Here is a 24,570-nt window from a genome sequence, read left to right on the forward strand (position 1 = left end):
CAGGGCAGCGTCGTGTGCGGGCCGGATCAGCCGGTGGCGGTGATCTGCAGGGTGATCGTCGTCCCGCTCACCTGCATGCTGCCGCCGCGGGGATCTTGGGCGGTGACGGCGGTGAGACCGTCGGGCCAGATGTTCCACAGTGCCGAGTAGCTCACCTCGAAGCCCGCGTCCCGCAGCGTCTCCGCCGCGGCGTCACGTGTCTGGCCGACCACGTCGGGTACCTCGAACAGCGGAGGGCCGGTCGAGACGATCAGCGTCACGACGTCGCCGGGTCGCCAGTTGCCCTCGTCTCGCCCGACGATGCCGATGACGTCGCCCTCGGCGATGCTGTTGCTCGAGTCGGTGCGTGTCTCGCCCGAGACCTGGAGGTCGACATCGGTCAGGGTCTCGGTCGCGCGATCGACGCTCAACCCGGTGACGTCGGGCACCGCGCCGCGCGAGACGAGCAGTGCGGCGGCGTCGCCCTGGCGCACGAGGCAGCCGTCGGAACAGGCGACCGGATCGCCACCCGCGGCAGGCGTGACGGTCGCGCTGATCACCGTGCCGTCCGCGACATCCGGATCGAACTCCCCGTCGGATTCGTCGGCCACCGCGACGATGCTCTGTCGAAGCAACTCGCGCGCGGCGTCCTCGGTCTGTCCCGCGAGCGGGGGCAGCGAGACCTCGGCGGGCCCACGCGAGACGTAGACGGTGACCAGTGCCTCGCGGTCCAGCCGTGCGCCCGGGTCGGGGTCGGTTCGGATGACCAGCCCCTCCTGCACGTCGAGACTGTTCTCGCCCGCCTCCTCGGCGCGTAGGCCCTGGGCGACGATCGCCAGCTCGGCGTCGGCGAACCCCACACCGCGGACGTCGGGCACCGACACCAGCGACCCCGGTCCCGACCCGAACCACCAACCTGCGCCCCCGGCGAGGCCCGCCAGCAACAGCACGAGGGCGACCAGCCATGCGCCCTTCGACCGGTTCCGCTGCGTCTGGCGTCGCAGCCGCGTCGCGTTGTCGACGTCGGTGGTGACGGGAGGCGCGGTGAACGTTCCGGGCATGACCTTCGTGAGCTCACCGGAGCCGAAGCCCGATCCGTCGTCCTCGGCGACGATCTCGTGCGAGCCCGTCGGGGCGCTGCGCACCACCTGCGGGAACACGCCGAGCTCGCGTTCGATCTCTCGGAGCCGGTCGAGCATGGTGCGCGCATCGAGAGGACGCTCGTCGGGTTCGCGCTCGGTGGCCCACAGCACGAGCTCGTCGAGCGGCTCGGGAACACCCGGGTTCTTCGCACTGGGACGGGGCACCGAGTCGGTCGCGTGCTGGTAGGCGATCTGCATCGGCTGCTCGCCTTTGTACGGCTGCTCGCCCGCGAGCATCTCATAGAGCATGATGCCGAGCGCGTAGATGTCGCTGCGGGCATCGGCGGTCCCGCGCGTGACGAGCTCGGGGGCGAGGTACGCGATGGTGCCGAGCAGCATCTGACCGGTCGCGGTGTTCGCGGTCGTCGCGCGCGCGAGGCCGAAGTCGCCGATCTTGATCCGGCCGTCCTCGGCCAGCAGCACGTTCTCCGGCTTGACGTCCCGATGGACGATGCCGGCGCGGTGCGCCGCGGCGAGGCCCGACAGGATCGCATCCATGATGGTGATGGTCTGCGGGATGGTCAGGCGCTTCTGCTCGCGAAGCAGATCGCGCAGGGTGATGCCCGGCAGGTACTCCATCACGAGGTAGGCCATCTCGCCGTCCTGGCCCTGGTCGAACACGTTCACGACGTGCGGGTCGGCGAGACGGGCCGCCGAGCGGGCCTCCTGGATGAAGCGGCTCTGGAAGACGGAGTCATCCGACAGATGCCCGTGCATGACCTTCAGGGCGACGCGCCGTTCGAGGCGCAGGTCGGTCGCGACGTACACCGTCGCCATGCCGCCGCGGGCGATGCGAGCACGGACGCGGTACCGCTGGTCGACCAGACGGCCGATCAGCGGGTCGGTCTGCTGGCTCATGCTCACGAGGCGATTCTACGGAGCGGATGCTGCGAGCCCGGGCAACGCCTCACCCCCCGGACGCCGCGGATCACCGCGACGTCACCCCAGAGCGTCCAGCCAGAGGTACGCCTGCTGCTCCCACTCCCCGTACCGATCGGGATAGGCCGAGACCTGCACGGCCTGCGCCGCGTCGGTGAAGGCGAGCGACTCCCACCCGGCCACGTCGAGCAGCCCCCGCGTTCCGATGCCGTTGGGGTCGGCGGGGCCGCCGTAGAACGTCGCGATCGACCGCGCTGGATCGCGGACCTGATCGGGCGTTCCCCAGCCCGTGCTCGGGCGCTGCTGGAACAGGCCGAGTGAATCGCGGTCCCCCCAGTCGAGATTCCGGATCCACGACTCGACCATGGCGGTGGCCAGTGCGATGGCGATGCCGCGATCGGGTACCCCGCGGTCGCGCCCGACCTGGATGATGAGTCGCGCGTTCGCGATCTGCTCCGCATCGAGCCCGAGGTCGGGCGAGCTCGCCGTCGCCACGGCGGGGGCTGCGGCCGCTCCGGGGACGACGAGGGTCTGGCCGGGGTAGATGATCGAGGCGCGATCGAGTCCGTTCGCCGACAGGAGGGCGTCGAGCCCGAGTCCGTGTGCAGCGGCGATGCCCGAGAGGGTGTCGCCGGTCACCACGGTGTGTCCCTCCGCGGCCGCGGGGAGGTCGACCGGCGCAGCGAGCTCCACCGCGCCGGGTGCCGCAGCCGGGGCGGAGCCGGGGAGGGCGAGGACCTGACCGGGGAAGATGACGGCGTCGCGCTGCAGGCCGTTGGCCGCGAGCAGCGCATCGACGCTCGTTCCGGCTGCGGCGGCGATCGACCAGGGCGTGTCGCCGGCCGCCACCGTGTGCGGGGCCGCGGGGGTGGCGGGCTGCGACACGGCAGGCGCGGCCGTCGGGGCGGCGGCCACCGTGGCGTTCAGGCGGACGACATCGCCGGGACGTATGACGGATGACCAGTCCAGACCGTTCCAGGCGAGGACGTCGACGGTTCGCAGTCCGTGACGAGCGGCGATGCGGCTGATCGTGTCGCCGGGCGCGACGACGTGCTCGGCCGGCCGGGGCGCCGCGGTGACGGGGGAGACGCCGCCCCGGCCGATCGACCGCGCGGCGTCGTGCGGCGGGTTCTCGCGCGTCGCGGGTTCGGCGGCGACGGCGGGTTGTGCGCCGAGGCTGAGCGCGATGGATCCGACGACGGCGGGCGCGAGGACGCCCGTCGCCCGTCGGCGGGCACGCTGCTGGGGGAGGGTCGGCTCGCGACGCACAGGGGGTCCTCTCTCGAAGTCCTCGAAACGCTGACACGCCGTTGTGATGGGTGTCAACCGCTGTGACGGGTGTTACTGGTGTGACCAACGCGCCCTCGGCCGCCGCTGCGCGCTCGCGAAGGTGGGATAGTGAGAGGGTGAGTGACGCCGAAAACCCCGTGAATCCCGCCTCCTGGCTGACCCTGCCCGACGTGGTGGAGCTCACCGGGGAGTCCCTCGGTCGGGTGCGCCGATTGCTCGATGAGAATCACCTCATCGGCAGTCGCCGAGAGGGAAAGCTGCTCATCCCCGGCCTCTTCTTCGTCGACGGTGCGCCGCTGTCATCGCTGCGAGGCACCATCATGGTGCTGCGCGATGCCGGTTTCTCCGACGACGAGGCGATCGACTGGATGCTCGCGGTCGAGGAGTCGATCGGGGTCGCGCCGATCGAGGCGTTGCGCGCGGGACGCAAGACCGAGGTGCGGCGGGTCGCCCAGGCGCTGGCCTGAGCCTCGGGCGCGGGTCAGGCCGACCGCTGCATCGCCGCCTCACCCAGCGTCATCAGCGTGGTCACGGCGCCGGCGGAGATGGGCGCGCCGGTCAGCGCCGCGTGCGCCTCGGCGGTGAGGCGCGTGATGTCGTCCTCTATGCGGTCGACCGCCCCGCTGGAAGCGACGAGGTGCTGCAGGCGTGAGATCTGCTCGTCCGTCAGGCCCCGGTCGCCCAGGCCTGCGTCGAGTTCCGCGCGGTCGGACTCGTCGAGAGTCTCGCGGGCGTAGGCGACGAGCACGGTGCGCTTGCCTTCGCGGAGGTCGTCGCCCGAGGGCTTGCCGGTGACGGCAGCATCCCCGAAGACACCCAGCACGTCGTCGCGTAGCTGGAACGCGAGTCCGACCGTGTGGCCGAACCGACCGAGCGCGTCGCGCTGCGCCGCACTGCCGCCCCCGAGCGCGGCACCGATCAGCAGCGGCTGCTGCACGCTGTAGCGAGCGGACTTGTACGACGCGATCCGCAGCGCCCGACCGGCGTGGGCGTTCTCGGGTGCCGACGCGTAGGCGGCCTCCTCGGCGACGTCGAGGTACTGCCCGATCGTCACGTCGCGGCGCATCATCGCGTACTGACGACGGACATCCGCCGCGCGCGGGTGGTCGGCGATCGACTCCTCGAGAAGGTCGTCGCTCCACGCGACCAGCAGGTCGCCGAGCAGCACGGCCGCGGCCCGGCCGAACAACTCGGCATCGCCCAGCCAGGACGCCCCTCGATGCTGGTTCTCGAGGGCGCGGTGGGCGGCGGGCCGACCGCGTCGGGTATCGGAGTTGTCGACGAGGTCGTCGTGCACGAGCGCCGCCGCCTGGAAGATCTCGAGCGCTCCGGCGACTCCGGCGACGTCGGCCGCATCCGCGCCGTCGACGCTCCCGCCGACGGCGCGGTACCCCGCATCGAGGAAACGCGCACGCAGCCTCTTGCCGCCGTGGATGGCGGCGAGGGCGGACGCGACGAAACCGACGGCCTCATCGCCCAGACCGGCGACCTCCGCATGACGATCGGCCGCGAATCTTTCCAGTCGCTGGGAAACGGTGGAAATCGGGTCGGAGGAGCTCGTCACAGGCCTAGCCTAGTTCTCGACCGCACGCGTAGAATCGGCGTACGAATACCCGAACAGAGGGGGATGCATGCCACTGTCAGAACAGGAGCAGCGGCTGCTCGATGAGATGGAACGCCATCTCATGCGCAACGAAGCAGATGTCGTCAGTGCGCCGCGCGAAGGCCAGTCCCTCAGCTACCGCAACATCGTCTACGGCGCGGTACTCGTGCTGCTCAGCCTCGGCGGTCTCATAGCCGGCGTCTCGAGCGGCATCATCGCGATCGGCGTCGTGTCGTTCGTGGTCATGGTCGGAGGAGTCGTCCTGGCCCTCACCCCCGCCCGCAACGGCACGATCGGACGGTCGGCGGGCACCGCCGGTACGCGCAAGCCCGCGCCGGCCAATACGTCCACCTTCATGGACCGCATGAACGAGCGCTGGGACCGACGCAACGGCGAACGCTGACGCCGACTCTCCCTTCACTTCAGAGCACCGACCTTCGGGTCGGTGCTCTTTTTTGTGCCCGAGGGCGAGACAGAGGGTCGTGGCCATAGTGAAGTGGAGGAAAGTGGAGTAAAGTGGGGCCCATCGGCGGGCCAGGAGGGGGTGGTGGAGCACCATGCTTCTCGGCACGCACACCCCCAAGCTCGACGAGAAGGGCCGCGTCATCCTCCCCGCCAAGTTCCGCGACGACCTCGGTCCCGGTGTCGTCGTGACCCGCGGGCAGGAGCGGTGCCTCTACGTCTTCAGCACTGTGGAGTTCGAGCGGGTCTACGAGCGGATCCGCGAAGCGCCGCTGACGAACAAGCAGGCGCGCGACTTCCAGCGCATGTTCCTCGCCGGGGCCAGCGCCGAGAAGCCGGACGGGCAGAACCGCATCACGGTGCCCCCGCACCTGCGGACGTATGCCGGCCTCGGGCGCGAGCTCGTGATGACCGGCGTCGGCGCGCACGCCGAGATCTGGGACGCCGACGCGTGGAACACCTACGCGGCGAGCAATGAGGACGCCTACTCCGACATGGAGCAGGAGGTGATCCCCGGACTCTTCTGAGCCGTGGCCGTGATCCTCAGCCGTCGGCCCTGACGCACTTCCCCGGTGTCAGGTCGCGACGGAGGGGGATCAGGGCTCCGGAACGGAACCGGCTGACATCATGACGAACCACGAGATCCACACCCCCGTCCTGCTCGACCGCTGCGTCGAGCTCCTCGCCCCCGCTCTCCAGCGCGAGGGGGCCGTGTTCGTCGACGCCACCGAGGGGATGGGCGGTCACTCCGAGGCGCTGCTCGAACGTTTCCCCGGCGCGCGACTGATCGGCCTCGACCGCGACACAGATGCCCTGCGCATCGCCGGCGAACGCCTGGCGCGCTTCGGCGAGCGCGTGCACCTCGTCCACACCGTGTACGACGGGATCGACGCCGCGCTCGCCTCGGCCGGGGTGGACCGGGTCGACGGCATCCTCTTCGACCTGGGGGTCTCCTCCCTGCAGCTCGACGAGGCCGACCGGGGGTTCGCCTACTCGCAGGACGCCCCGCTGGACATGCGGATGGACCAGACGGCCGGCACCACGGCCGCCGACATCGTCGCGACGTACACCGAGGGCAACCTTCGGCGGATCTTCGAGCGGTACGGCGAGGAGAAGCTGGCCGGCCGCTACGCGCGGGCCATCATCGAAGCGCGCGGGCGCGCTCCGCTGACCCGGTCGGGCGAGCTCGTCGAGGTCCTCATCGCCGCCACGCCGGCCGCCGTGCAGCGGGAACGCTCCGGTCATCCCGCGAAGCGGGTGTTCCAGGCGCTGCGGATCGAGGTCAACGCCGAGCTGGCCGTCCTCGAGCGCGCTCTTCCGGCTGCTCTGGACGCGTTGCGCGTCGGTGGGCGCATCGTCGTGATGTCGTACCAGTCGCTCGAAGACCGGCAGGTCAAGCGCGTGTTCGCCGAGGCGTCCGCGTCGACGGCACCCAGCGGGCTCCCGGTGGAGCTCCCCGAGCACGCCCCGCGGTTCCGGCTACTGGTGCGCGGTGCCGAGATGGCCCCGGACGACGAACGTGAACGCAACCCGCGAGCCAAGCCCGTGCGGCTGCGCGCGGCCGAACGGGTGAGGGAGGCATCGTGAGCGCGGACAGCACCGCCCGCATCGAGTCGCAGCTCGGTGACGACTTCTTCTCGAGCGTCCCCGGACGTCTCGCGCACGACGGCGAGCGCGGCCGCGACCTCCGCCTGCTCTCCGGCCCCGCCGCGCGACGCCGGCCACGGATGCTCTACGGCGTCGTCGCCGTCGCCGGCGCCGTGCTCATCGGTGCCGTGCAGATGGGCCTGTCGATCCTGACCACCCAGACCTCGTACGAGATCTCCGCTCTCACGCAGCAGGAGAAGCAGCTGACGTGGCAGAAGCAGATCCTCCAGGACGACATCGCCGGTCTCGGCTCGCCGCAGTACCTGGCGGCCAATGCCGCAGCGCTGGGGATGGTGATCGCCGAGTCGCCGAACTATCTGCGGTTGAGCGACGGTGCCGTCCTCGGATCGTCCACCGCGGCAGGCGGGGCTTCGAACGTCGACGCGCTGGGACGCGCAGCCGTGGGCAACGCCCTCGTCGCGGGTGTGCCGCTCGTGACCGATCCCGCCGCCAGCCTCGAGACCGGAGTCAGCGTGGACGAGCTGGTGGGCGCGGATCGCGCGACACCCCCACCCATCGCCGACGGTCTTCCCGCCCCGACAACACACTGAGACACATGACGACACGAGCCACCCGCAGTCCGCGCCGCCGCACGGTGGTCGCCCTCCTGGTCGTCCTCATCGTCCTGGTCGCGTTCATCGTGCGCCTGGTCGACATCCAGGTCGTCAACGCCGAGGAGCACGAGAGCGACGCGCGCAGCCTGGCCATGGAGGTCGGCAGCCCGCTTTACGGCACGCGGGGTGACATCACCGACGTGAACGGCGCCACCCTGGCCACGACCACCTCGGTGTACGACGCCAAAATCGACCCGAAGCTCGCCGTCCAGGGCATCAAGCGCAAGGACGACGCGGGGGGGACGGTCAGCGTCGGCTGGCCCGAGCTCGCGGCGGAGATCGCCGCGGTCACCGGACAGGATGCGGCCGAGGTCGAGGGGATCGTCACGACGGCGGTGGCCGCCGACCCCGAGTCGCGGTTCGCCTACCTCGAACGAGGCCTCTCGACCGAGCAGTATCGCGCCCTCGCCGACCTGCACCTTCCGTTCGTCGGATTCGACGCGCACCCGCACCGGACCTACCCCGACGGCGCCGTGGCGGGCAACGTGATCGGCTTCGTCGGATCGGACGAGGCTCCGCTCGAGGGCATGGAGGCGCTGCAGGACTCGTGCCTGCAGAGCAGCGACGGAGAGATCCGCTACATGCGCGGGCTCGACGGCGTCGTCATCCCCGGCACGGAGGTGCAGGATCCCGCCCCTGTCGACGGCGGCACTCTGCAGCTCACCATCGACCGCGATCTGCAGTGGTACATGCAGCAGCTGATCGCCGAGCAGACTCAGAACCTCGGGGCCGAGAGCGGGTCGATCCTCGTCGTCGAGGTCGCCACGGGCAAGATCCGTGCGGCCGCGGAGTACCCGAGCGTCGACCTGAACGACATCGCCAGCTCCGACCCCGCCGACCGCGGCAGTCGGCTCTTCCGCGACTCCTACGAGCCGGGATCGACGTTCAAGCCGGTCACGGCCGCGACCGCCATCGAGGCGGGCGGCCTGACGCCGCTCTCGACGGCATGGAGCCCCGACCGCATGGAGTTCCCCAACGGCGCCGTGGTGAACGACTCCGAGCACCACGAGGCGCAGAACCTCACCCTCACCGGGGGACTCGTGACGTCCTCGAACGTCGCGCTGTCGCAGTTCGGCTCGCAGGTCGACCCGGCGACGCGACTGGAGTACCTGAAGAAGTTCGGCGTCGGCGAGGGCACGGCCCTGAACTGGTCGGGGGAGCCCAAGGGCACCTACATCCCGACCGACCAGTGGGACAGCCAGACCTACTACACGACGACGTTCGGCCAGGCGTTCACGGTGACGGCGCCACAGGTCGCCAGCGTCTACCAGACCATCGCGAACGGCGGCGTGCGCGAGCCGCTCAGCCTCGTCGAGTCCTGCACCGCCGCTGACGGCACGGTCACCGAGCCCGAGCTCCCCGAGCCCGAGCGGGTCATCAAGGAGACCACGGCCGATCAGGTCGGCCTCATGCTCGAGAACGTCTTCGCCCAGGGAACCCTCGCCGAGGACATCGCCATTCCGGGCTACCGCATGGCAGGTAAGACCGGCACCGCCCAGAAGGTCGACCCGGCGACCGGCGCCTACAAGGACAATCTCTATTACACGTCCCTGGTCGGGTACGCGCCGGCCGACGATCCGAAGTATGTTGTCCTGACCGCATTCGATGAGCCCAAGACGCTGCGACTGTCCGCGGCCAACCGTCCCGCCTTCCAGAAGGCGATGACCCAGGTGCTCAAGCACTACCGGATCATGCCCTCGGACTCGCAGACGCCGTTGCTCCCCGTTACCCAGTGATGCGCCCCCGCGTATCCGAGGACTGAATCATGATCTCCCTCCCGCTGTCCGACCTGGCCCACGTGCTCTCGGGGACGCTCCACCTCGCGAACGACGACACCCCCGAGACGCGGGTGAACGGCACCGTCGACACCGACTCGCGCAACGTCGGCCCGGGCGACGTCTTCGTCGCCAAGCCGGGCGAGGCCACCGACGGGCATCTCTTCGTCGGGGACGTCGCCGCCGCGGGCGCCGCACTGGCCGTGGTCGAGCACACGGTGGACGCGCCGATCACCCAGATCGTGGTCGCGGATGCCGTTGGGGCTCTGGCGGATCTCGCCCGCGAGGTCGTGGCCCGTGTCCGCCGCGGGGGAGACCTGCGCGTCGTCGGGATCACCGGGTCCAACGGCAAGACCACGACCAAGAACCTGCTCGCCCGCATCCTCGAGGGCGAGGGGGCCACCGTCGCCCCGCGCGCGTCGTTCAACAACGCCGTCGGAGCGCCGCTGACGATGCTCCGCGTCGCCGACGACACACGCTTTCTCGTGAGCGAGTTCGGTGCCGACGGCTCGGGCCAGATCGCGCGGCTCGCCGGCCTCGTCACCCCCGATGTCGGCGTCGTCCTGATGGTGGGTATGGCGCACGCCGGCGGCTTCGGGGGCGTCGAGGCGACGCTGCGAGCCAAGACGGAACTCGTGGAGGCCGTTCAGCCCGGCGGGGTGGCCGTGCTCAACGCCGACGACGCGCGCGTGGCCACGATGGCCGCGGTCGCCGAGGCGCGCGGCGTGCGGGTCCGGTGGTTCGGACGCGGTGCCGCCGCCGAGGTGCGCGCGGCCGAGGTGGAGGTCGACGCCGCCGGGACATCGTGCGTCGTCGTGGCGGGCGACGAGCGCGTGCCGCTGCGTCTGCGTGTGCTCGGCGAGCACCACGTGATGAACGCTCTCGCCGCGATCACCGCCGCGCTCGAGCTGGGCGTCGCTCTCACCGACGCTGTGGCGCGCCTCGAGACGGTCGAGATCGCCGAACGCTGGCGCATGCAGCCGCTCGGATCCGACCGCGTCCGCATCATCAACGACGCCTACAACGCCAGTCCCGACTCGATGGCCGCCGCCCTCCGTACGCTCGCGCAGATCACCGGGCCGGGTCAGCGCAAGGTCGCCGTCCTCGGGGCCATGAGCGAGCTCGGAGAATACGCCGGCGAGGAGCACGACCGGGTCGGGCTGCAGGCGGTGCGACTGCGCATCGAACGCATCGTCGTCGTCGGCGTCGAGGCCCGCCGACTGTTCCTGGCGGCAGTGGGCGAGGGCTCGTGGGACGGCGAGGCCGTGTTCTTCGCCGACGCCGACGCCGCCTACGACTACCTGGTCGGCGAGCTGCGCGAGGGCGACCGCGTCCTCGTGAAGTCCTCCAACTCCGCGGGGCTGCGGCACCTCGGTGATCGTCTGGGAGAATTCTTCTCGTGAGATCCCTGCTGACGGCCGCGACGATCTCCCTCGCGTTCACTCTCTTCCTGACCCCGCTGTTCATCCGGCTCTTCGAGAAGCTCGGCTGGGGCCAGGTGATCCGCACCCCCGACGACGCGACCAACCCCAGCCATCACGCCAAGCGCGGCACGCCGACGATGGGCGGGATCATCTTCATCGTGGGGGCGATCGTCGGCTACCTCGTCGGCACGCTCACGGGCGGTGCGCCGCCGACGATCTCGGGCCTCCTCGTGATCTGGATGATGGTGGGACTGGGCGCCGTCGGTTTCATCGACGACTACATGAAGGTGCGCTCGCAGCGGAGCCTCGGTCTGTCGGGCTGGCGCAAGGTGGCCGGTCAGATCCTGGTCGCCGTGCCCTTCGGCGTCGCGGCGCTGATGTTCCCCAACGCCACCGGCGAGACGCCGGGCGGTGCGTTCATCTCGCTCTTCCGCGACATCGACTGGCTCTCGTTCATGGCTCTGGGAGCCATCATCGGATGGGCCCTGTACCTCGCCTGGATCTCGTTCCAGGCGGTGGCATGGTCCAACGCGACCAACCTCACCGACGGACTCGACGGTCTCGCCACCGGGGCGGGGATCTTCACCATCTCCGCCTACAGCCTCGTCACCTTCTGGCAGTTCCAGCAGCGATGTGCCAGCGGCGCGCTCGTGCCAGCCTACGAGGCGGCCTGCTACACCACGCGCGATCCGATGGACCTGACGATCGTGTCCGCCTCGTTCGTCGGAGCGCTCGTCGGCTTCCTGTGGTGGAACGCGCCCAAGGCGAAGATCTTCATGGGCGATGTGGGCTCGATGGCGATCGGCGGCGTGATCGTGGCGATGGCCGTGCTCTCGCACACCGAGCTGCTCGCGGTGATCATCGCGGGCGTCTTCATCATCGCTCCGGGGTCCGTGATCCTCCAGCGCTACTACTTCAAGGCCACCGGCGGCAAACGACTCTTCCTGATGAGCCCGTTCCACCATCACCTCGAGATGCGCGGCTGGCCCGAGGTCACGATCGTGGTTCGCATGTGGATCATCGCCGGCATGCTCGCCGTCGTCGGCGTCGGCCTCTTCTACGTCGCGTGGCTGGCGGCGGTATGAGCTCGCGCCTCGACTCCCTCACCAGCTGGCACGCCGACTGGCGGGGACTGCGCGTCGTCGTGCTGGGGCTCTCGGTGACCGGGTTCTCCGTCGCCGACACCCTCGCCGAGCTCGGCGCCGACGTGCTCGTGGCCACCGAGGGGGCCGACGCCGAGTACGCCCGGCTGCTGCCGGTCATCGGCGCGACGCTGTTCGACGGCAGCCTGCAGAGCGTGCCGGACCCCGTCGCCGCACACGCCCCCGAGGTCGTCATCGCCTCGCCCGGCTTCCCCCCGCATCATCCCCTCATCCGATGGGCGTGCGAGAGCGGCATCGCGGTCTGGGGAGACGTCGAGCTCGCCTGGCGTGTGCGCGACAAGGTCCTGCGCCCCGACGGCAGCCCGGCCGAGTGGACGCTCATCACCGGCACGAACGGCAAGACCACCACGACGCAGCTGACCGCCGCGATGCTCGCGGCCGGGGGACTGCGCGCCGCGCCGTGCGGCAACATCGGTGTGCCCGTCCTCGACGCCGTGCGCGATCCCGCCGGCTTCGACGTGCTCGTCGTGGAACTCTCGAGCCACCAGCTCTGGTACCTCGGTCTGTCCGAGGGGCCGGATCGTCTCTCTCCGCACGCGAGCGTCTGTCTGAACCTGGCGGACGACCACCTGGAGTGGCACGGGTCGTTCGCCGCCTACCGCGATGCGAAGGCCGTCGTGTATCGGAACACCCGCGTCGCGTGCGTGTACAACAAGTCCGACATCGCCACGCGAGAGATGGTCGAGGAGGCCGAGGTCGTCGAGGGATGCCGCGCGATCGGCTTCGACCTCGGCGTACCGGGCCCGAGCGACCTGGGCCTCGTCGACGGCATCCTCGTCGACCGGGCGTTCCACGACGACCGTCGCGCCTCGGCCCTCGAGCTCACGACGCTCGATGAGCTCGCCGTGCGGGGACTCGCCGCGCCCCACATCGTGGCGAACATCCTGGCGGCCTCCGCGATCGCCCGCTCCCTCGACGTCGCACCGGCCGCCATCCGCGAGGCCCTCCGCGGATTCCGACTCGACCCGCACCGCATCGAGATCGTCGCGCAGGCCGCGGGCATCACCTGGGTCGACGACTCCAAAGCGACCAACCCGCACGCGGCCTCCTCGTCGCTCGCGGCCTTCCCGGGCGCCGTGTGGGTCGTGGGAGGGCTGCTCAAAGGCGTGGACATCTCCGGTCTCGTCGCCGACCGCGGCGCCGCGACGAAGGCCGCCATCGTGATCGGCGAGGATCGCGCCGCGGTCGTCGCCGCGTTCGCGCGACACGCGCCCGCGGTTCCGCTGTTCGAGGTCGATGCCGCTCAGACTGAGGATGTCATGGCTCAGGTCGTCGAACTGGCGGTCGGAGTCGCGGATCGCGGAGACGTCGTCCTCCTCGCCCCCGCGGCGGCATCCTTCGACCAGTTCGTCTCCTACGCCGACCGCGGCCGCCGCTTCGCGGAGGCCGTGCGTGATCGGATCGGAAGGGGAGTCGGTGACCACGACACCGCAGGGCCCGACGCGTCCGGCGACGACGGCCGCTGAGACCGGCGCCGCTTCGCGCGGCGGTTTCGCCGCCCGTGTCTCGCTCGGCCGGGTGTTCGCCCCCGTTCCCAGCGAGTTCCTGCTGCTCGCCTCGACCGCGCTGATCCTGACCGGGTTCGGACTCGTCATGGTGCTCTCGGCCACGATGGCCACCGCCGATGCGAGCCCGTTCGAGACGGTGCTCAAGCAGGCGGTCTTCGCGCTGCTCGGCATCCCGCTGATGTTCATCGCCAGCCGGATGCCGCTGCGCTTCTGGAAGCGCATCGCCTGGCCCGCGCTGATCCTCGGCGTCCTGCTGCAGCTCCTCGTCTTCGTGCCCGGCCTGGGCGTGCGCAACGACGGCAACACCAACTGGATCTCCGTCTTCGGGCTGCAGGCGCAGCCGTCGGAGTTCCTCAAGCTCGCCCTCGCCGTCTGGCTCGGGTTCGTGCTGTATCGCAAGCAGACACTGCTGACGAAGTGGCAGCACGTCTTCATCCCGGTGGTCCCGGTGGGCGCTCTCGTCATCGGAACGGTGATGGCCGGGCACGACCTCGGCACCGCCATGATCCTCATGGCCATCCTGCTGGGGTGTCTGTTCTTCTCGGGCGTCAAGCTCCGGCTGTTCCTGCTGCCGCTCATCGGGGTCGTGGCCGCGGCGGCGATCTTCGCGGTTACGAGCCCGAACCGCATGGCGCGCATCATGAGCTTCCTCAACGTCGACTCCACGGACTGCTACTTCGCCGACGCAGGCTCGTGCTATCAGCCGTTGCACGGCGTGTGGGCGCTCGCGAGCGGGGGGATCTTCGGCCTCGGACTGGGCAACTCGCGCGAGAAGTATCAGTGGCTCCCGGCCGCGGCGAACGACTACATCTTCGCGATCGTGGGCGAGGAGCTGGGCCTCATCGGCTGCGCCGTGGTCCTGGCCCTGTTCGCCCTGTTCGCCGTGGGAGCCTTCCACATCATCCGCAAGACCGACGATCCGTTCGTGCGCATCGTCTCGGGCGGGATCACCATCTGGATCGTCGGTCAGGCGCTGGTGAACATCGGCGTCGTGCTGCGAGTGTTCCCGGTGCTCGGTGTCCCGCTGCCCTTCATGTCGCAGGGTGGGACGTCCCTGATGTCGGTCCTGCTCGCGTGCGGTGTGCTGCTGTCGTTCGCGCGGACGCTGCCCGTCCGCGTCCCCGCGCCGCCGGCACCGGTCGGCGCGTCGCGTCCGGCGCCGCGCCGCGAGCCCGCGAAGGCCGGTTCCGCGCGCCGCTAGGCTCGATCGGTGACCACGTACCTCCTCGCCGGCGGCGGCACCGCTGGACACGTCAACCCGCTGCTCGCCGTCGCAGACGAACTCCGCGAACGCGAGCCCGCCGACACCGTCCTGGTGCTCGGGACGCGCGAGGGACTCGAGTCCCGCCTCGTGCCCGCGCGCGGGTACGAGCTCCTGTTCGTCGACAAGGTCCCGTTCCCGCGTCGCCCGAACACCGCCGCCGCCCGATTCCCCGCGCGTTGGCTCCGCGCGGTCGCGCAGGTGCGCACCCACCTCCGCGAACGCGGCGTCGACGTCCTCGCGGGATTCGGCGGATATGCGGCGGCACCGGCCTACGTCGCGGCACGACGCGAGCGCGTGCCGTACGTCGTGCACGAGGCCAACGCCCGTCCCGGGTTGGCCAACGTCCTCGGTGCCCGTGGTGCGGCGGCCACCGGAACGGTGTTCGAGGGGACGCCGCTGCGGGGTGCTCGCGTGGTGGGGATGCCGCTGCGCCGAGAGATCGTCGAGCTGGACCGCTCCGCCCGCCGTGCCGAGGCCGCCGCCGCGTTCGGGCTCGACCCGGCGCGGCCCGTCGTCCTGGTCTTCGGCGGCTCGTTGGGAGCGCGCCGACTCAACGACGCCCTCGAGGGATCGTGGCGGGATCTGGTGGGCGCTGGCTGGCAGGTGCTCCACGCGGCGGGGGAGCGCAACGACGTGGCCCCGCCCGAGACCGGCGCCTACCGCGTCGTGCCCTACCTCGACCGGATGGATCTCGCCTTCGCCCTCGCAGACGTGGTGGTCTCCCGCTCCGGAGCGGCCACCGTCAGCGAGGTCAGCGCACTCGGCATCCCCGCGGTCTACGTTCCGTACGCGGTCGGCAACGGCGAGCAGGCGCTCAATGCGGCCGGTGCCGTCCGGGCGGGAGCGGCCCGCATCATCCCGGACGCCGATTTCACCCCCGACCGGGTCCGGTCCGAGATCGTGCCCCTGCTGGCCGACGCGGCCGCACTCGAACGCATGCGCCGCGCGGCCGACGGCGTGGGGACGCGGCAGGGCGCGGCGAACGTGGTGGCGATGCTCGACGCCGCGCGCTCCCGCTGACCGGGCCAGAGGTGTGGCGGCGGGCGTGGCGGGCGGGGCCGGCGCGACGGCGACCTAGACTTGACGGGTCATGATCAGACCCGATTTGAGCCTTCCCATCCCCGCCGACATCACCGCCGCGCACTTCATCGGCATCGGCGGATCGGGGATGTCCGGTCTGGCCGGGATGTTCCTCGACCGCGGCATCCGCGTCTCGGGCTCCGACCGCGCCGACAGCCCGGCGATGCGCGCCCTCGCGGCGCGAGGTGCGATCGTCTCGGTCGGCCATGACGCCGCTCACCTGCCGGACGATGTCGACACCGTCGTCCACACGGGCGCGATCTGGCCCGAGAACCCCGAGTTCCTCCTCGCCAAGGAGCGGGGGCTGCACGTGATCCACCGCTCGCAGGCGCTGCACTGGCTCATCGGTGGCCGCCGCCTGGTCTCAGTGGCCGGCGCCCACGGCAAGACGACCTCGACGGGCATGATCGTCACGGCGCTCCGCGCGCTCGGCACACGACCGACATTCGTCAACGGCGGTGTCATCGCCGATCTGGGTGTCTCGAGCGGCACCGGCGACGACGACCTGTTCGTGATCGAGGCCGACGAGTCCGACGGCACATTCCTGCTCTACGACACGGCGGTCGCGCTGATCACCAACGTCGACCCCGATCACCTCGACCACTGGGGCACGCGCGACGCCTTCTACGCGGGCTTCGCGGCGTTCGCCGACCGCGCGAGCCAGGCTGTCGTCATCTCCTCGGACGACCCCGGTGCCATGCGCGTCGCGGCATCGCTCTCGCATCGCCGGGTGATCACCTTCGGCGAGGCCGAGGGCGCGAACGTGCGTCTCGGGGATGTCCGGACGGACGGACCGGTGTCGTTCACCCTGACCTCGGGCGGTGAGACCGTCGAGGCCCGACTCGCGGTTCCGGGGGCCCACAACGCCGTCAACGCCGCGGGCGCCGTGGCCGTCCTCATCGCGCTCGGACACGGCCTGCAGCGGGCGGTCCGTGCCGTGGAGGGATTCGGCGGCACCGCTCGCCGCTTCGAGCTTCACGGTGTGACCCGGGGCGTGAGCGTCTACGACGACTACGCCCATCACCCCACCGAGGTCGCCGCGGCGCTGTCGGCCGCACGGACGGTCGTCGGCGGGGGGAGGGTCATCGCGCTGCATCAGCCGCACACGTACTCGCGCACGCAGGAGATGTTCCGGGAGTTCGCCGACGTGCTCGAATCGCACGCCGACCACACGATCGTCCTCGATGTGTACGGGGCGCGTGAAGATCCGGTTCCCGGCGTCACGGGCGAGCTGGTCAGCGGCGCGTTCGCCGAGCCGGAGCACGTGCACTTCGTCGCCGACTGGCAGGCAGCAGCCGACTACACGGCCCAGGTCGCGCGCGACGGGGACTTCGTCGTCACGCTCGGTTGCGGCAACGTCAACCTCATCATCCCGCAGGTGCTCCAGGCGCTGGCCCGGACGGGGGACTAGCCGATGCGTCGGCCGAGTCCGCTCCCACCGCCGTCGCGGCCGACCGGCAGGCGTGACGGTGCCCGCAGCGACGCCCCTCGCGGTGCGGGGGACTCGCTCGCGCCCCGCCGGGTCGACCCGCCGCGTCGTGATGCATCGGCGTCGCGCGACGACGCGGCCCGGACGGTCGCGGATGACGAGCAGACGCAACCCGTCGAGGAGCTCTGGCACCAGCGGGGCCGCGACTACGGGATCGCTCCGGTCATCCCGTTCGATCCTGCCGCCCGGCCCGCCGACGACGTCGCGCCCGCCGGCGATGGCGACGGACCCTCCGGCGACGACCCGTCGGACCGGGCCCGCCTCACCGCCCGCGACGTGTGGAGCGCTGCCCGCGCACGTCGCCGTGCACTGCGGCGCGAGGTGCGCCGCTTCACGGCGCGGCAGCGCCGCCGGCGGCGTGCCTGGATCGTGTCGCTCTCGATCGTCGCCGTGCTCGTGCTCGTCTCGATCGCGGCTGCGTACAGCCCGCTGTTCTCGGTGGAGCGCGTCAGTGTCGTGGGAACATCGCAACTCGACGCGAACGCCGTGCAGGCGGCGCTGGCGGATCAGCTCGGCACGCCGATGCCTCTCATCGACGAGAGCGCCGTCAAGGCCGCGCTCGTCGGGTTCCCGCTCGTCGAGTCCTACAGTCTCGAGGCGCGTCCGCCCCACGAGCTCGTCGTCCGCATCGTCGAGCGCACCCCGGTGGGCGCGGTGCAGGGCGCAGCGGGATACACGCTGGTGGATGCCGCGGGAGTCGCCCTCGCGACGACGCCCGAGCCCCCCGCGGGACAGCCGCTCCTCGAGATCGAGGGGGGGCTTTCTTCTCCGACGTTCGCGGCCGCGGGTCAGGTCTTCCGAGCGCTTCCCGACGACCTGCGGGGTCAGGTGACGACGATCTCCGCGACGACGCCCAACGACGTCACGCTGACGCTCGGGGACGGGCGTTCGGTGGTCTGGGGCGGTCCCGCCGACTCGGGCAAGAAGGCGCGGACCCTCGCGCAGCTGATGGGCGTCCGGCCCGATGCCTCCGGGTACGACGTGTCGTCGCCCGAGGCCGCCGTCGTGCGCTGATCACCCGCCGCACGGTCCCGGCCGCATCCGGCCGGGACGGGGCGCGAACCCGCTCGGATCGGGATGTCGCGACACGCCGCCCGCATCCCTGCGCGGCGTGTTCCAATGCGTAACTTCAACTCAGGAATTGCATACCCGGCAATTCTTTAAACCTCTACATGAGGTTGAAGGTTTAAGAGCACGGGTTCGGGACGAGATGGAGGCCGGCATGAGCCAGAACCAGAACTACCTCGCGGTGATCAAGGTCGTCGGTGTGGGCGGTGGCGGCGTCAATGCCGTCAACCGCATGATCGAGCTGGGGCTGCGGGGTGTCGAGTTCATCGCCGTGAACACCGACGCGCAGGCGCTGCTGATGAGCGATGCGGACGTCAAGCTCGACGTCGGACGCGAGCTCACGCGCGGCCTGGGCGCCGGCGCCGATCCCGAGGTCGGCCGCCGTGCCGCCGAGGACCACGCCGAGGAGATCGAGGAGGCGCTCGCGGGCGCCGACATGGTCTTTGTGACCGCCGGTGAGGGCGGTGGCACGGGCACCGGTGGCGCGCCCGTCGTGGCGCGTATCGCCAAGTCGATCGGAGCGCTGACGATCGGTGTCGTCACGAAGCCCTTCTCGTTCGAGGGTCGACGTCGGCAGAGCCAGGCCGAGGCCGGCGTCTCGAAGCTGAAGGAAGAGGTCGACACCCTCATCGTGGTGCCCAACGACCGTCTGCTGGAGATCAGCGACCGGGGCATCTCCATGGTCGAGGCCTTCGCCACCGCCGACCAGGTGCTCCTCGCCGGTGTGCAGGGCATCACCGACCTCATCACGACTCCGGGCCTGATCAACCTCGACTTCGCCGACGTCAAGTCGGTCATGCAGGGTGCGGGCTCCGCGCTCATGGGCATCGGTTCCGCTCGCGGCGCCGATCGCGCCATCAAGGCCGCCGAGCTGGCCGTCGAGTCGCCGCTGCTCGAAGCCTCGATCGAGGGTGCGCACGGTGTGCTGCTGTCGATCCAGGGCGGATCGAACCTCGGCATCTTCGAGATCAACGACGCGGCCCAGCTGGTGAAGGAGGCCGCGCACCCCGAGGCCAACATCATCTTCGGAACCGTCATCGACGACACCCTGGGCGACGAGGTGCGGGTCACCGTCATCGCCGCCGGCTTCGACGGGGGTGAGCCGACGACGCGCATCGAGCCCATCGCCGCTGCGCGTCCGACGACTCCTCCGATGCTCCCGGAGATCCCGGCCGAGAGCGCCGCCGCGACCGCCGAGCCGGCCGAGCGCCGCGAGGCCAAGGATGCCGTGCCGGTGGCTGCCAAGAGCGAGTCCTACGACTCGGTCTTCGGCGACGACGACCTCGACATTCCCGACTTCCTGAAGTAGGCCGCAACGCCCATGCCGGATCTGGCCGAACGGCTCGCCGACGTCGACGCCCGCATCGCAGCCGCGATGCGGGCGTCGGGTCGCGCGCGCGGCGAGGTCACGCGGATCGTCGTCACGAAGTTCCACCCGCCCGAGCTCGTCGCTGAGCTCCACGCGCTCGGCGTCCGCGATGTGGGCGAGAACCGTCAGCAGGAGCTCAGCGCCAAACGCGACGCCCTCGGAGGGCTCGAGGGTCTCCGGTGGCACTTCATCGGGCAGGCGCAGACCAACAAGGCCCGCGCCGTCCGGTCGTCGGCCGACGCCGTGCACTCCGTCGACCGCGTTCGCATCGCGGATGCGCTGCACGCCGCCGACCCGACGGGGGCGCCGCTCGATGTGCTCGTGCAGGTCAACCTGACCTCGGATGCCGGCCGCGGCGGAGCCCCGACGGATCAGGTCGAAACGCTGGCCGCGCACATCGCGGAGAGCTGCCCGTCGTTGCGGCTGCGGGGTGTCATGGCCGTCGCGCCGCTGGACGAGGAACCCGCCGCGGCGTTCGAACGCCTTGCTGCGGCATCCCTCGCGCTCCGGGCCGTCGTGCCCGCGGCGACCTGGATCTCCGCCGGTATGACCGGCGATTTCGTCGAAGCGATCTCCGCCGGTGCGACACACCTGCGGATCGGGTCGGCAATCACGGGACCGCGCCCGGACCGCGGATAGCCTCGGAACAGACGAGCAAACGGAGGATGCGATGTCGAACCCGCTGAAGAAGACCATGGTTTACCTGGGCCTCGCAGATGAGGAAGAAATGTACGAAGAACCGCAGGCCGAGCAGCAGCAGGCCCGTCGCGACAAGCCCGTCGAGAAGCCGGCCGCGCCGGTGACTCCGCTGCACCGTCCGGCGGTCGTGCGTCAGCCCACCACCGGCACCGTCAGCGAGATCCTGACCGTCCACCCGAAGCAGTACCGCGATGCCCAGGTCATCGCCGAGAACTTCCGCGAGGGCGTGCCGGTCATCATCAACCTGTCGCAGATGAGCGACGCCGACGCGCGGCGCCTCATCGACTTCGCGAGCGGTCTGTCCCTCGGCCTCTACGGCCGCATCGAGCGTGTGACGAGCAAGGTCTTCCTGCTCTCGCCCGAGAACATCGCCGTCTCCGGCGACGGCGCCGTGGCTCAGGCTGAGCCTGAGGCGGCGCCGTTCGCGCAGTGACCTGACGTGGATGTCGTCGGGCTGATCGCCGCGATCGTCTATTTCGCCCTGCTCATCTACATCCTGGTTCTGTTCGTCCGACTGATCCTGGAATACATCCCTTTGTTCAATCGGGAGTGGCGTCCGCGCGGTGCCACCCTCGTGCTCGCCGAGGTCGTCTACACCGTGACCGACCCGCCGATCAAGACCCTGCGCCGCGTCATCCCTCCGATCCGACTCGGCGTCATCGCAATCGATCTGGCATTCCCGCTCACCATGCTGGCGTGCTTCATCCTGCTGTCGATCACCCGAGTGATCGCGTTCGCCTGAACGCGGTCACGGCGGGATCGTCGCGACCGCGAAAGCGTCGGACTATGCTGGGTGGGTACGGCCCGCTGCGGCGGGTGCCGGCTGACCGGCCCGCGTCGTGAGCCCTGAAAGAGGACAACACCATGGCTTTGACCCCTGAAGACGTCGTCACCAAGCAGTTCCAGCACGTGCGATTCAAGGAAGGATTCGACCCCGACGAGGTCGACGACTTCCTCGACGAGATCGTGGTGGAGTGGCGTAAGACGATCGCCGAGAACGAAGAGCTCAAGGCGAAGCTCGCCGCGGTCGAGTCGGGCGAGACGCCCGCCGCCGCTGCTCCCGCGGCCGAGGAGCCCGTCGTCGAGGACGTGCCCGCACCGGTTCCCGCGGTCGAGCCGGCCCCGGCTCCCGCCGTCGACACCGCTCCGGCCGCAGCGTCCGCCGGCATCATCGAGCTGGCCCAGCGCCTGCACGACGAGCACGTCGCCGAGGGCAAGGCACAGCGCGACAAGCTCATCTCCGACGCTGAGGCCCAGGCCGCGTCGATCATCTCCGAGGCCGAGGCCCGCGGCCGCGACGAGGTCGCCCGTCTCGAGGCGGAGCGCATCTCGCTCGAGGGTCGCATCTCCGACCTCCAGCAGTTCGAGAAGGACTACCGCGGTCAGCTGCGCGGGTTCATCGAGAACAAGCTGCGCGACCTCGACACGACCGGCGTCTCGGCCGGCGCGTAATCCTTGGCGCCGCGCAAGCGCCTGAACGGCCCGGCGGCCGGCGCCCTCGTCGCGATTCTCGCGGCCGTGGTGCTGGCCGCCGACCAGTTCACGAAGTACCTGGCGCTCGAACACCTGCCGTACCAGCGTGAGGTCCCGGTGCTGGGGGAGTTCTTCCAGCTCTATCTGACCAAGAACCCGGGTGCCGCCTTCTCGCTCGGCACCGGCGTCACGTGGGTGTTCACCCTCGCTCTCGCGGCGGTGGCCGTCGTGGTGGTCGTCCTGACGCTTCGCGCGGTGCGCACCCGGTCATGGGCCATCGTGCTCGGATTGCTGCTGGGCGGTGTCCTGGGCAACCTCACCGATCGTCTGCTCCGGGAACCGGGATTCCTCGTCGGACACGTGATCGATTTCATCCACACGCCGTGGATGTGGCTCTGGTTCCCGTCGGCGATCTACAACATCGCCGACATCTTCATCGTCACGATGATGATCTCCGTCGCCGTGCTCGTCGTCGTCGGCGTCCGCTTCGACGGCACCCGCGAGCGTCGTGCCCCGGCTGACGAGCACGTCGAGACCGCTGACGCGGACCTCTGACATGCCGCAGCGTGCGTTGCCCGTTCCCGACGGGTTGGACGGCGTCCGGGTGGATGCCGCTCTCGCGAAGCTCCTGGGCTTCTCCCGCACCTTCGCGGCCGAGGTGGCCGCGGCCGGTGGCGTCACGCTCGACGGTCGGGTGCTGGGCAAGTCCGACAAGCTGGTCGCCGGTGGCTGGATCGACGTGTTCTGGCAGGAGCGCGCGGAGGCTCTGATCGTCCCCGTGGCCGTCCCCGACCTCGGGATCGTGCACGAGGACGACGACATCGTGGTCGTCGACAAACCCGCGGGCGTCGCCGCCCACCCCTCCCTCGGCTGGGACGGACCGACCGTGCTGGGCGCCCTCGCGGCAGCCGGCTACCGCATCGCCACCACGGGCGCGGCGGAGCGCCAGGGGGTCGTTCACCGCCTCGATGTCGGCACGAGCGGGCTGATGGCGGTGGCCAAGAGCGAGCGCGCCTACGTCGCGCTCAAGCGCGCCTTCAAGGAGCGCGAGGTCGAGAAGATCTACCACGCCGTGGTCCAGGGCCATCCCGACCCTCTCAGCGGCACGATCGACGGCCCCATCGGGCGGCATCCCTCGCATTCCTGGAAGTTCGCCGTCACGCCGACAGGCAAGGACTCGATCACCCACTACGAGACGCTCGAGGCGTTCCCGGGAGCCTCGCTGCTCGAGATCCACCTCGAGACCGGACGCACCCACCAGATCCGCGTGCACATGGCCGCGCACCGCCATCCGTGCGTCGGCGACCCGCTGTACGGAGCGGACCCGACGATGTCGGCGCGCCTCGGCCTGTCGCGCCAGTGGCTGCACGCTCGCGAACTGTCGTTCGCGCATCCGGTGACGGGCGAGTGGTCGACCTTCTCCTCGCCCTACGCGCCCGACCTCGCTCACGCCCTCGCGGTGCTGCGGGAGGACTGACGTCAGGGCTCGCCGGCGCCGTCGGCGAGAGCGCGAGCGGCGCTGCGCGCGGTGAGCAGCTCGTCGACCATGGCGCCGTGCGCCGCGTCGAGGGCGGACGCATCCCCGTGGGCCGCCACCAGGGTGAGCCCGCCGCGCAGATTCGTCACCGCGCCGCCGAGCCCGGCAGCGACGGCATCCGCGGCGACGGCGACGTCGGCGAGAAGATGGCGGTTGCCGACGGCGGCGACCCTCTCGAGCTCGTGCCAGACGGCGAGGGAGACGGCTCCCAGCCGGGCGGACGTCCCGACCGCTGTCGCCCCCGCCGCGACGATCCGCGCGGAGCGTTCGTCGGAGCCCTCGGCCCCGGCTGGTCGCAGCGCCACGCCCAGTGCGCCGGAGGCGCGCGCGTCGCGTTCGGCCGCCGTGACGGCGCGTTCCCGCAGTTCGCCCAGGCGTCGATCGATCGCGTCGGTCTCGGGCGCATCGCGGGTGTAGCGGCAGACCATCTGCGCGAGCGCGGCGGAGATCGCCGTCATGATGCCGCTCGCCGCGCCCCCTCCGGGATCGCCCTGGTCGCGCGCGAGGGCGTCGAGCAGGGAGTCCAGGGCGGCGCCGTCCATCAGCGTCCGCCGCGGAAGGTGGCCGGGTCGTCCTCGGCGATCGCGAGGGCGACCTTGCGCACGTGCTCTGGCGCGACCTCGGTCATCTGCCCCAGGTCGTAGAAGCCCACCTCGGTCAGCTCCCCGTCGGCCGGGTGGGGATCGCCCGAGACCCAGGTGCAGCGGAAGACGAGATCGAGGTAGTCGACCTGGTCGCCGTTGGCGTAGACGATGCGAGGGATCTGGTGCACCAGCGCGAGGCGCTCGGCACGGACCACGATGCCGGCCTCCTCCAGGCATTCCCGGACCGCGGCGTCGGCGGGCTCCTCGCCGGGGTCGACGATGCCCGAAACCGGCTGCCAGCTGCCGTTGTCGGCACGGCGACCGAGGAGCACCTTCTCGTCGCGGAAGACGATCGCGGTGACCCCGACCAGCGGCAGGGGAGCGGTGCCGATCTTCTCGCGCAGTTCCAGGACGAAGTCGGGAGTGGCCATGAGCACAGCCTAGGTCTCGTGTCCGGGGCCGAACGTAGACTCGTTGCGTGGCATCCGACTCCTTCGTCCATCTGCACGTGCACAGCGAGT

25 protein-coding genes are annotated in these 24,570 nt (G+C 70.7%); 20 read left to right on the forward strand and 5 right to left on the reverse strand.

Features of this window, described 5'->3' with window-relative positions:
- Nucleotides 1-26 precede the first annotated feature (26 nt).
- Together pknB and HW566_RS14350 are read right to left on the reverse strand one after the other, a co-directional pair.
- Entirely contained in the window at nucleotides 27-1,985 is a 1,959-nt protein-coding gene (gene pknB / locus HW566_RS14345; protein WP_178013983.1) for a Stk1 family PASTA domain-containing Ser/Thr kinase, read from the reverse strand.
- A gap of 75 nt (nucleotides 1,986-2,060) precedes the next feature.
- Complete coding sequence (locus tag HW566_RS14350) at nucleotides 2,061-3,269, reverse strand: LysM peptidoglycan-binding domain-containing protein (RefSeq protein WP_256728746.1); 1,209 nt, start codon at nucleotides 3,267-3,269, stop codon at nucleotides 2,061-2,063.
- A gap of 137 nt (nucleotides 3,270-3,406) precedes the next feature.
- Between HW566_RS14350 and HW566_RS14355 the strand changes: the two genes are divergently transcribed.
- Nucleotides 3,407-3,757, forward strand: a complete 351-nt coding sequence (locus tag HW566_RS14355) for an Rv2175c family DNA-binding protein (protein WP_256728747.1) — start codon at nucleotides 3,407-3,409, stop codon at nucleotides 3,755-3,757.
- Nucleotides 3,758-3,771: 14 nt separating this feature from the next.
- On the opposite strand, the gene HW566_RS14360 is transcribed toward HW566_RS14355, so the two are convergent.
- A complete protein-coding gene (locus HW566_RS14360; RefSeq protein ID WP_178013985.1) occupies nucleotides 3,772-4,854 on the reverse strand; it encodes a polyprenyl synthetase family protein in 1,083 nt (360 codons plus the stop codon).
- 67 nt (nucleotides 4,855-4,921) lie between these two features.
- Here HW566_RS14360 and HW566_RS14365 point away from each other — a divergent pair, with 67 nt between their 5' ends.
- The 19 genes from HW566_RS14365 (at nucleotide 4,922) to HW566_RS14455 (ending at nucleotide 23,405) form a co-directional block, all read left to right on the forward strand.
- Entirely contained in the window at nucleotides 4,922-5,296 is a 375-nt protein-coding gene (locus HW566_RS14365) for a DUF3040 domain-containing protein (protein ID WP_178013986.1), read from the forward strand.
- A gap of 154 nt (nucleotides 5,297-5,450) precedes the next feature.
- On the forward strand, nucleotides 5,451-5,882 hold the full coding sequence (mraZ, locus tag HW566_RS14370) for a division/cell wall cluster transcriptional repressor MraZ (protein ID WP_178013988.1): 432 nt from the start codon (nucleotides 5,451-5,453) through the stop codon (nucleotides 5,880-5,882).
- 100 nt (nucleotides 5,883-5,982) lie between these two features.
- Complete coding sequence (rsmH, locus tag HW566_RS14375; RefSeq protein WP_178013990.1) at nucleotides 5,983-6,942, forward strand: 16S rRNA (cytosine(1402)-N(4))-methyltransferase RsmH; 960 nt, start codon at nucleotides 5,983-5,985, stop codon at nucleotides 6,940-6,942.
- Nucleotides 6,939-7,553 carry a hypothetical protein gene (locus HW566_RS14380; RefSeq protein WP_178013992.1) on the forward strand — a complete coding sequence of 205 codons (615 nt, stop codon included), beginning with the start codon at nucleotides 6,939-6,941 and terminating at the stop codon, nucleotides 7,551-7,553. Before rsmH ends, HW566_RS14380 begins: the two co-directional genes overlap by 4 nt.
- 5 nt (nucleotides 7,554-7,558) lie before the next feature.
- Complete coding sequence (locus HW566_RS14385) at nucleotides 7,559-9,352, forward strand: peptidoglycan D,D-transpeptidase FtsI family protein (protein WP_178013994.1); 1,794 nt, start codon at nucleotides 7,559-7,561, stop codon at nucleotides 9,350-9,352.
- Between the two features lie 29 nt (nucleotides 9,353-9,381).
- The gene (locus tag HW566_RS14390; protein ID WP_178013996.1) at nucleotides 9,382-10,794 is read left to right on the forward strand and encodes a UDP-N-acetylmuramoyl-tripeptide--D-alanyl-D-alanine ligase; all 1,413 of its coding nucleotides are present in this window, start codon (nucleotides 9,382-9,384) and stop codon (nucleotides 10,792-10,794) included.
- The gene (mraY, locus tag HW566_RS14395; protein ID WP_178013998.1) at nucleotides 10,791-11,900 is read left to right on the forward strand and encodes a phospho-N-acetylmuramoyl-pentapeptide-transferase; all 1,110 of its coding nucleotides are present in this window, start codon (nucleotides 10,791-10,793) and stop codon (nucleotides 11,898-11,900) included. The genes HW566_RS14390 and mraY overlap by 4 nt, the downstream gene beginning before the upstream one ends.
- A complete protein-coding gene (gene murD / locus HW566_RS14400; RefSeq protein ID WP_178014000.1) occupies nucleotides 11,897-13,444 on the forward strand; it encodes a UDP-N-acetylmuramoyl-L-alanine--D-glutamate ligase in 1,548 nt (515 codons plus the stop codon). The genes mraY and murD overlap by 4 nt, the downstream gene beginning before the upstream one ends.
- Complete coding sequence (gene ftsW / locus HW566_RS14405) at nucleotides 13,395-14,687, forward strand: putative lipid II flippase FtsW (protein ID WP_178014002.1); 1,293 nt, start codon at nucleotides 13,395-13,397, stop codon at nucleotides 14,685-14,687. Before murD ends, ftsW begins: the two co-directional genes overlap by 50 nt.
- Nucleotides 14,688-14,696: 9 nt before the next feature.
- Complete coding sequence (locus tag HW566_RS14410; protein ID WP_178014004.1) at nucleotides 14,697-15,770, forward strand: UDP-N-acetylglucosamine--N-acetylmuramyl-(pentapeptide) pyrophosphoryl-undecaprenol N-acetylglucosamine transferase; 1,074 nt, start codon at nucleotides 14,697-14,699, stop codon at nucleotides 15,768-15,770.
- A 70-nt stretch (nucleotides 15,771-15,840) separates the two neighbouring features.
- Nucleotides 15,841-17,241, forward strand: a complete 1,401-nt coding sequence (gene murC, locus HW566_RS14415) for a UDP-N-acetylmuramate--L-alanine ligase (RefSeq protein ID WP_178014006.1) — start codon at nucleotides 15,841-15,843, stop codon at nucleotides 17,239-17,241.
- A 3-nt stretch (nucleotides 17,242-17,244) separates the two neighbouring features.
- Nucleotides 17,245-18,333, forward strand: a complete 1,089-nt coding sequence (locus HW566_RS14420; RefSeq protein WP_178014008.1) for an FtsQ-type POTRA domain-containing protein — start codon at nucleotides 17,245-17,247, stop codon at nucleotides 18,331-18,333.
- 208 nt (nucleotides 18,334-18,541) lie between these two features.
- Nucleotides 18,542-19,696 carry a cell division protein FtsZ gene (gene ftsZ / locus HW566_RS14425; protein WP_178014010.1) on the forward strand — a complete coding sequence of 385 codons (1,155 nt, stop codon included), beginning with the start codon at nucleotides 18,542-18,544 and terminating at the stop codon, nucleotides 19,694-19,696.
- 12 nt (nucleotides 19,697-19,708) lie between these two features.
- A complete protein-coding gene (locus HW566_RS14430; RefSeq protein ID WP_178014012.1) occupies nucleotides 19,709-20,395 on the forward strand; it encodes a YggS family pyridoxal phosphate-dependent enzyme in 687 nt (228 codons plus the stop codon).
- A gap of 31 nt (nucleotides 20,396-20,426) precedes the next feature.
- The gene (locus tag HW566_RS14435; RefSeq protein ID WP_112613960.1) at nucleotides 20,427-20,888 is read left to right on the forward strand and encodes a cell division protein SepF; all 462 of its coding nucleotides are present in this window, start codon (nucleotides 20,427-20,429) and stop codon (nucleotides 20,886-20,888) included.
- Nucleotides 20,889-20,894: 6 nt separating this feature from the next.
- On the forward strand, nucleotides 20,895-21,197 hold the full coding sequence (locus HW566_RS14440) for a YggT family protein (RefSeq protein ID WP_178014015.1): 303 nt from the start codon (nucleotides 20,895-20,897) through the stop codon (nucleotides 21,195-21,197).
- 122 nt (nucleotides 21,198-21,319) lie between these two features.
- A complete protein-coding gene (locus tag HW566_RS14445) occupies nucleotides 21,320-21,907 on the forward strand; it encodes a DivIVA domain-containing protein (RefSeq protein WP_178014017.1) in 588 nt (195 codons plus the stop codon).
- 3 nt (nucleotides 21,908-21,910) lie between these two features.
- Nucleotides 21,911-22,483, forward strand: a complete 573-nt coding sequence (lspA, locus tag HW566_RS14450; RefSeq protein ID WP_178014019.1) for a signal peptidase II — start codon at nucleotides 21,911-21,913, stop codon at nucleotides 22,481-22,483.
- 1 nt (nucleotide 22,484) lies between these two features.
- Entirely contained in the window at nucleotides 22,485-23,405 is a 921-nt protein-coding gene (locus tag HW566_RS14455; protein WP_178014021.1) for an RluA family pseudouridine synthase, read from the forward strand.
- Nucleotides 23,406-23,407: 2 nt separating this feature from the next.
- On the opposite strand, the gene HW566_RS14460 is transcribed toward HW566_RS14455, so the two are convergent.
- Together HW566_RS14460 and HW566_RS14465 are read right to left on the reverse strand one after the other, a co-directional pair.
- Complete coding sequence (locus HW566_RS14460) at nucleotides 23,408-24,007, reverse strand: cyclodeaminase/cyclohydrolase family protein (protein ID WP_178014023.1); 600 nt, start codon at nucleotides 24,005-24,007, stop codon at nucleotides 23,408-23,410.
- Nucleotides 24,007-24,480, reverse strand: coding sequence for an NUDIX hydrolase (locus HW566_RS14465; protein ID WP_178014025.1), 474 nt, complete (start codon nucleotides 24,478-24,480; stop codon nucleotides 24,007-24,009). Before HW566_RS14465 ends, HW566_RS14460 begins: the two co-directional genes overlap by 1 nt.
- Nucleotides 24,481-24,570: the final 90 nt, after the last annotated feature.

Origin of the sequence: Microbacterium oleivorans, from assembly GCF_013389665.1 — a bacterium.
Classification (GTDB): Bacteria; Actinomycetota; Actinomycetes; order Actinomycetales; family Microbacteriaceae; genus Microbacterium; species Microbacterium oleivorans_C.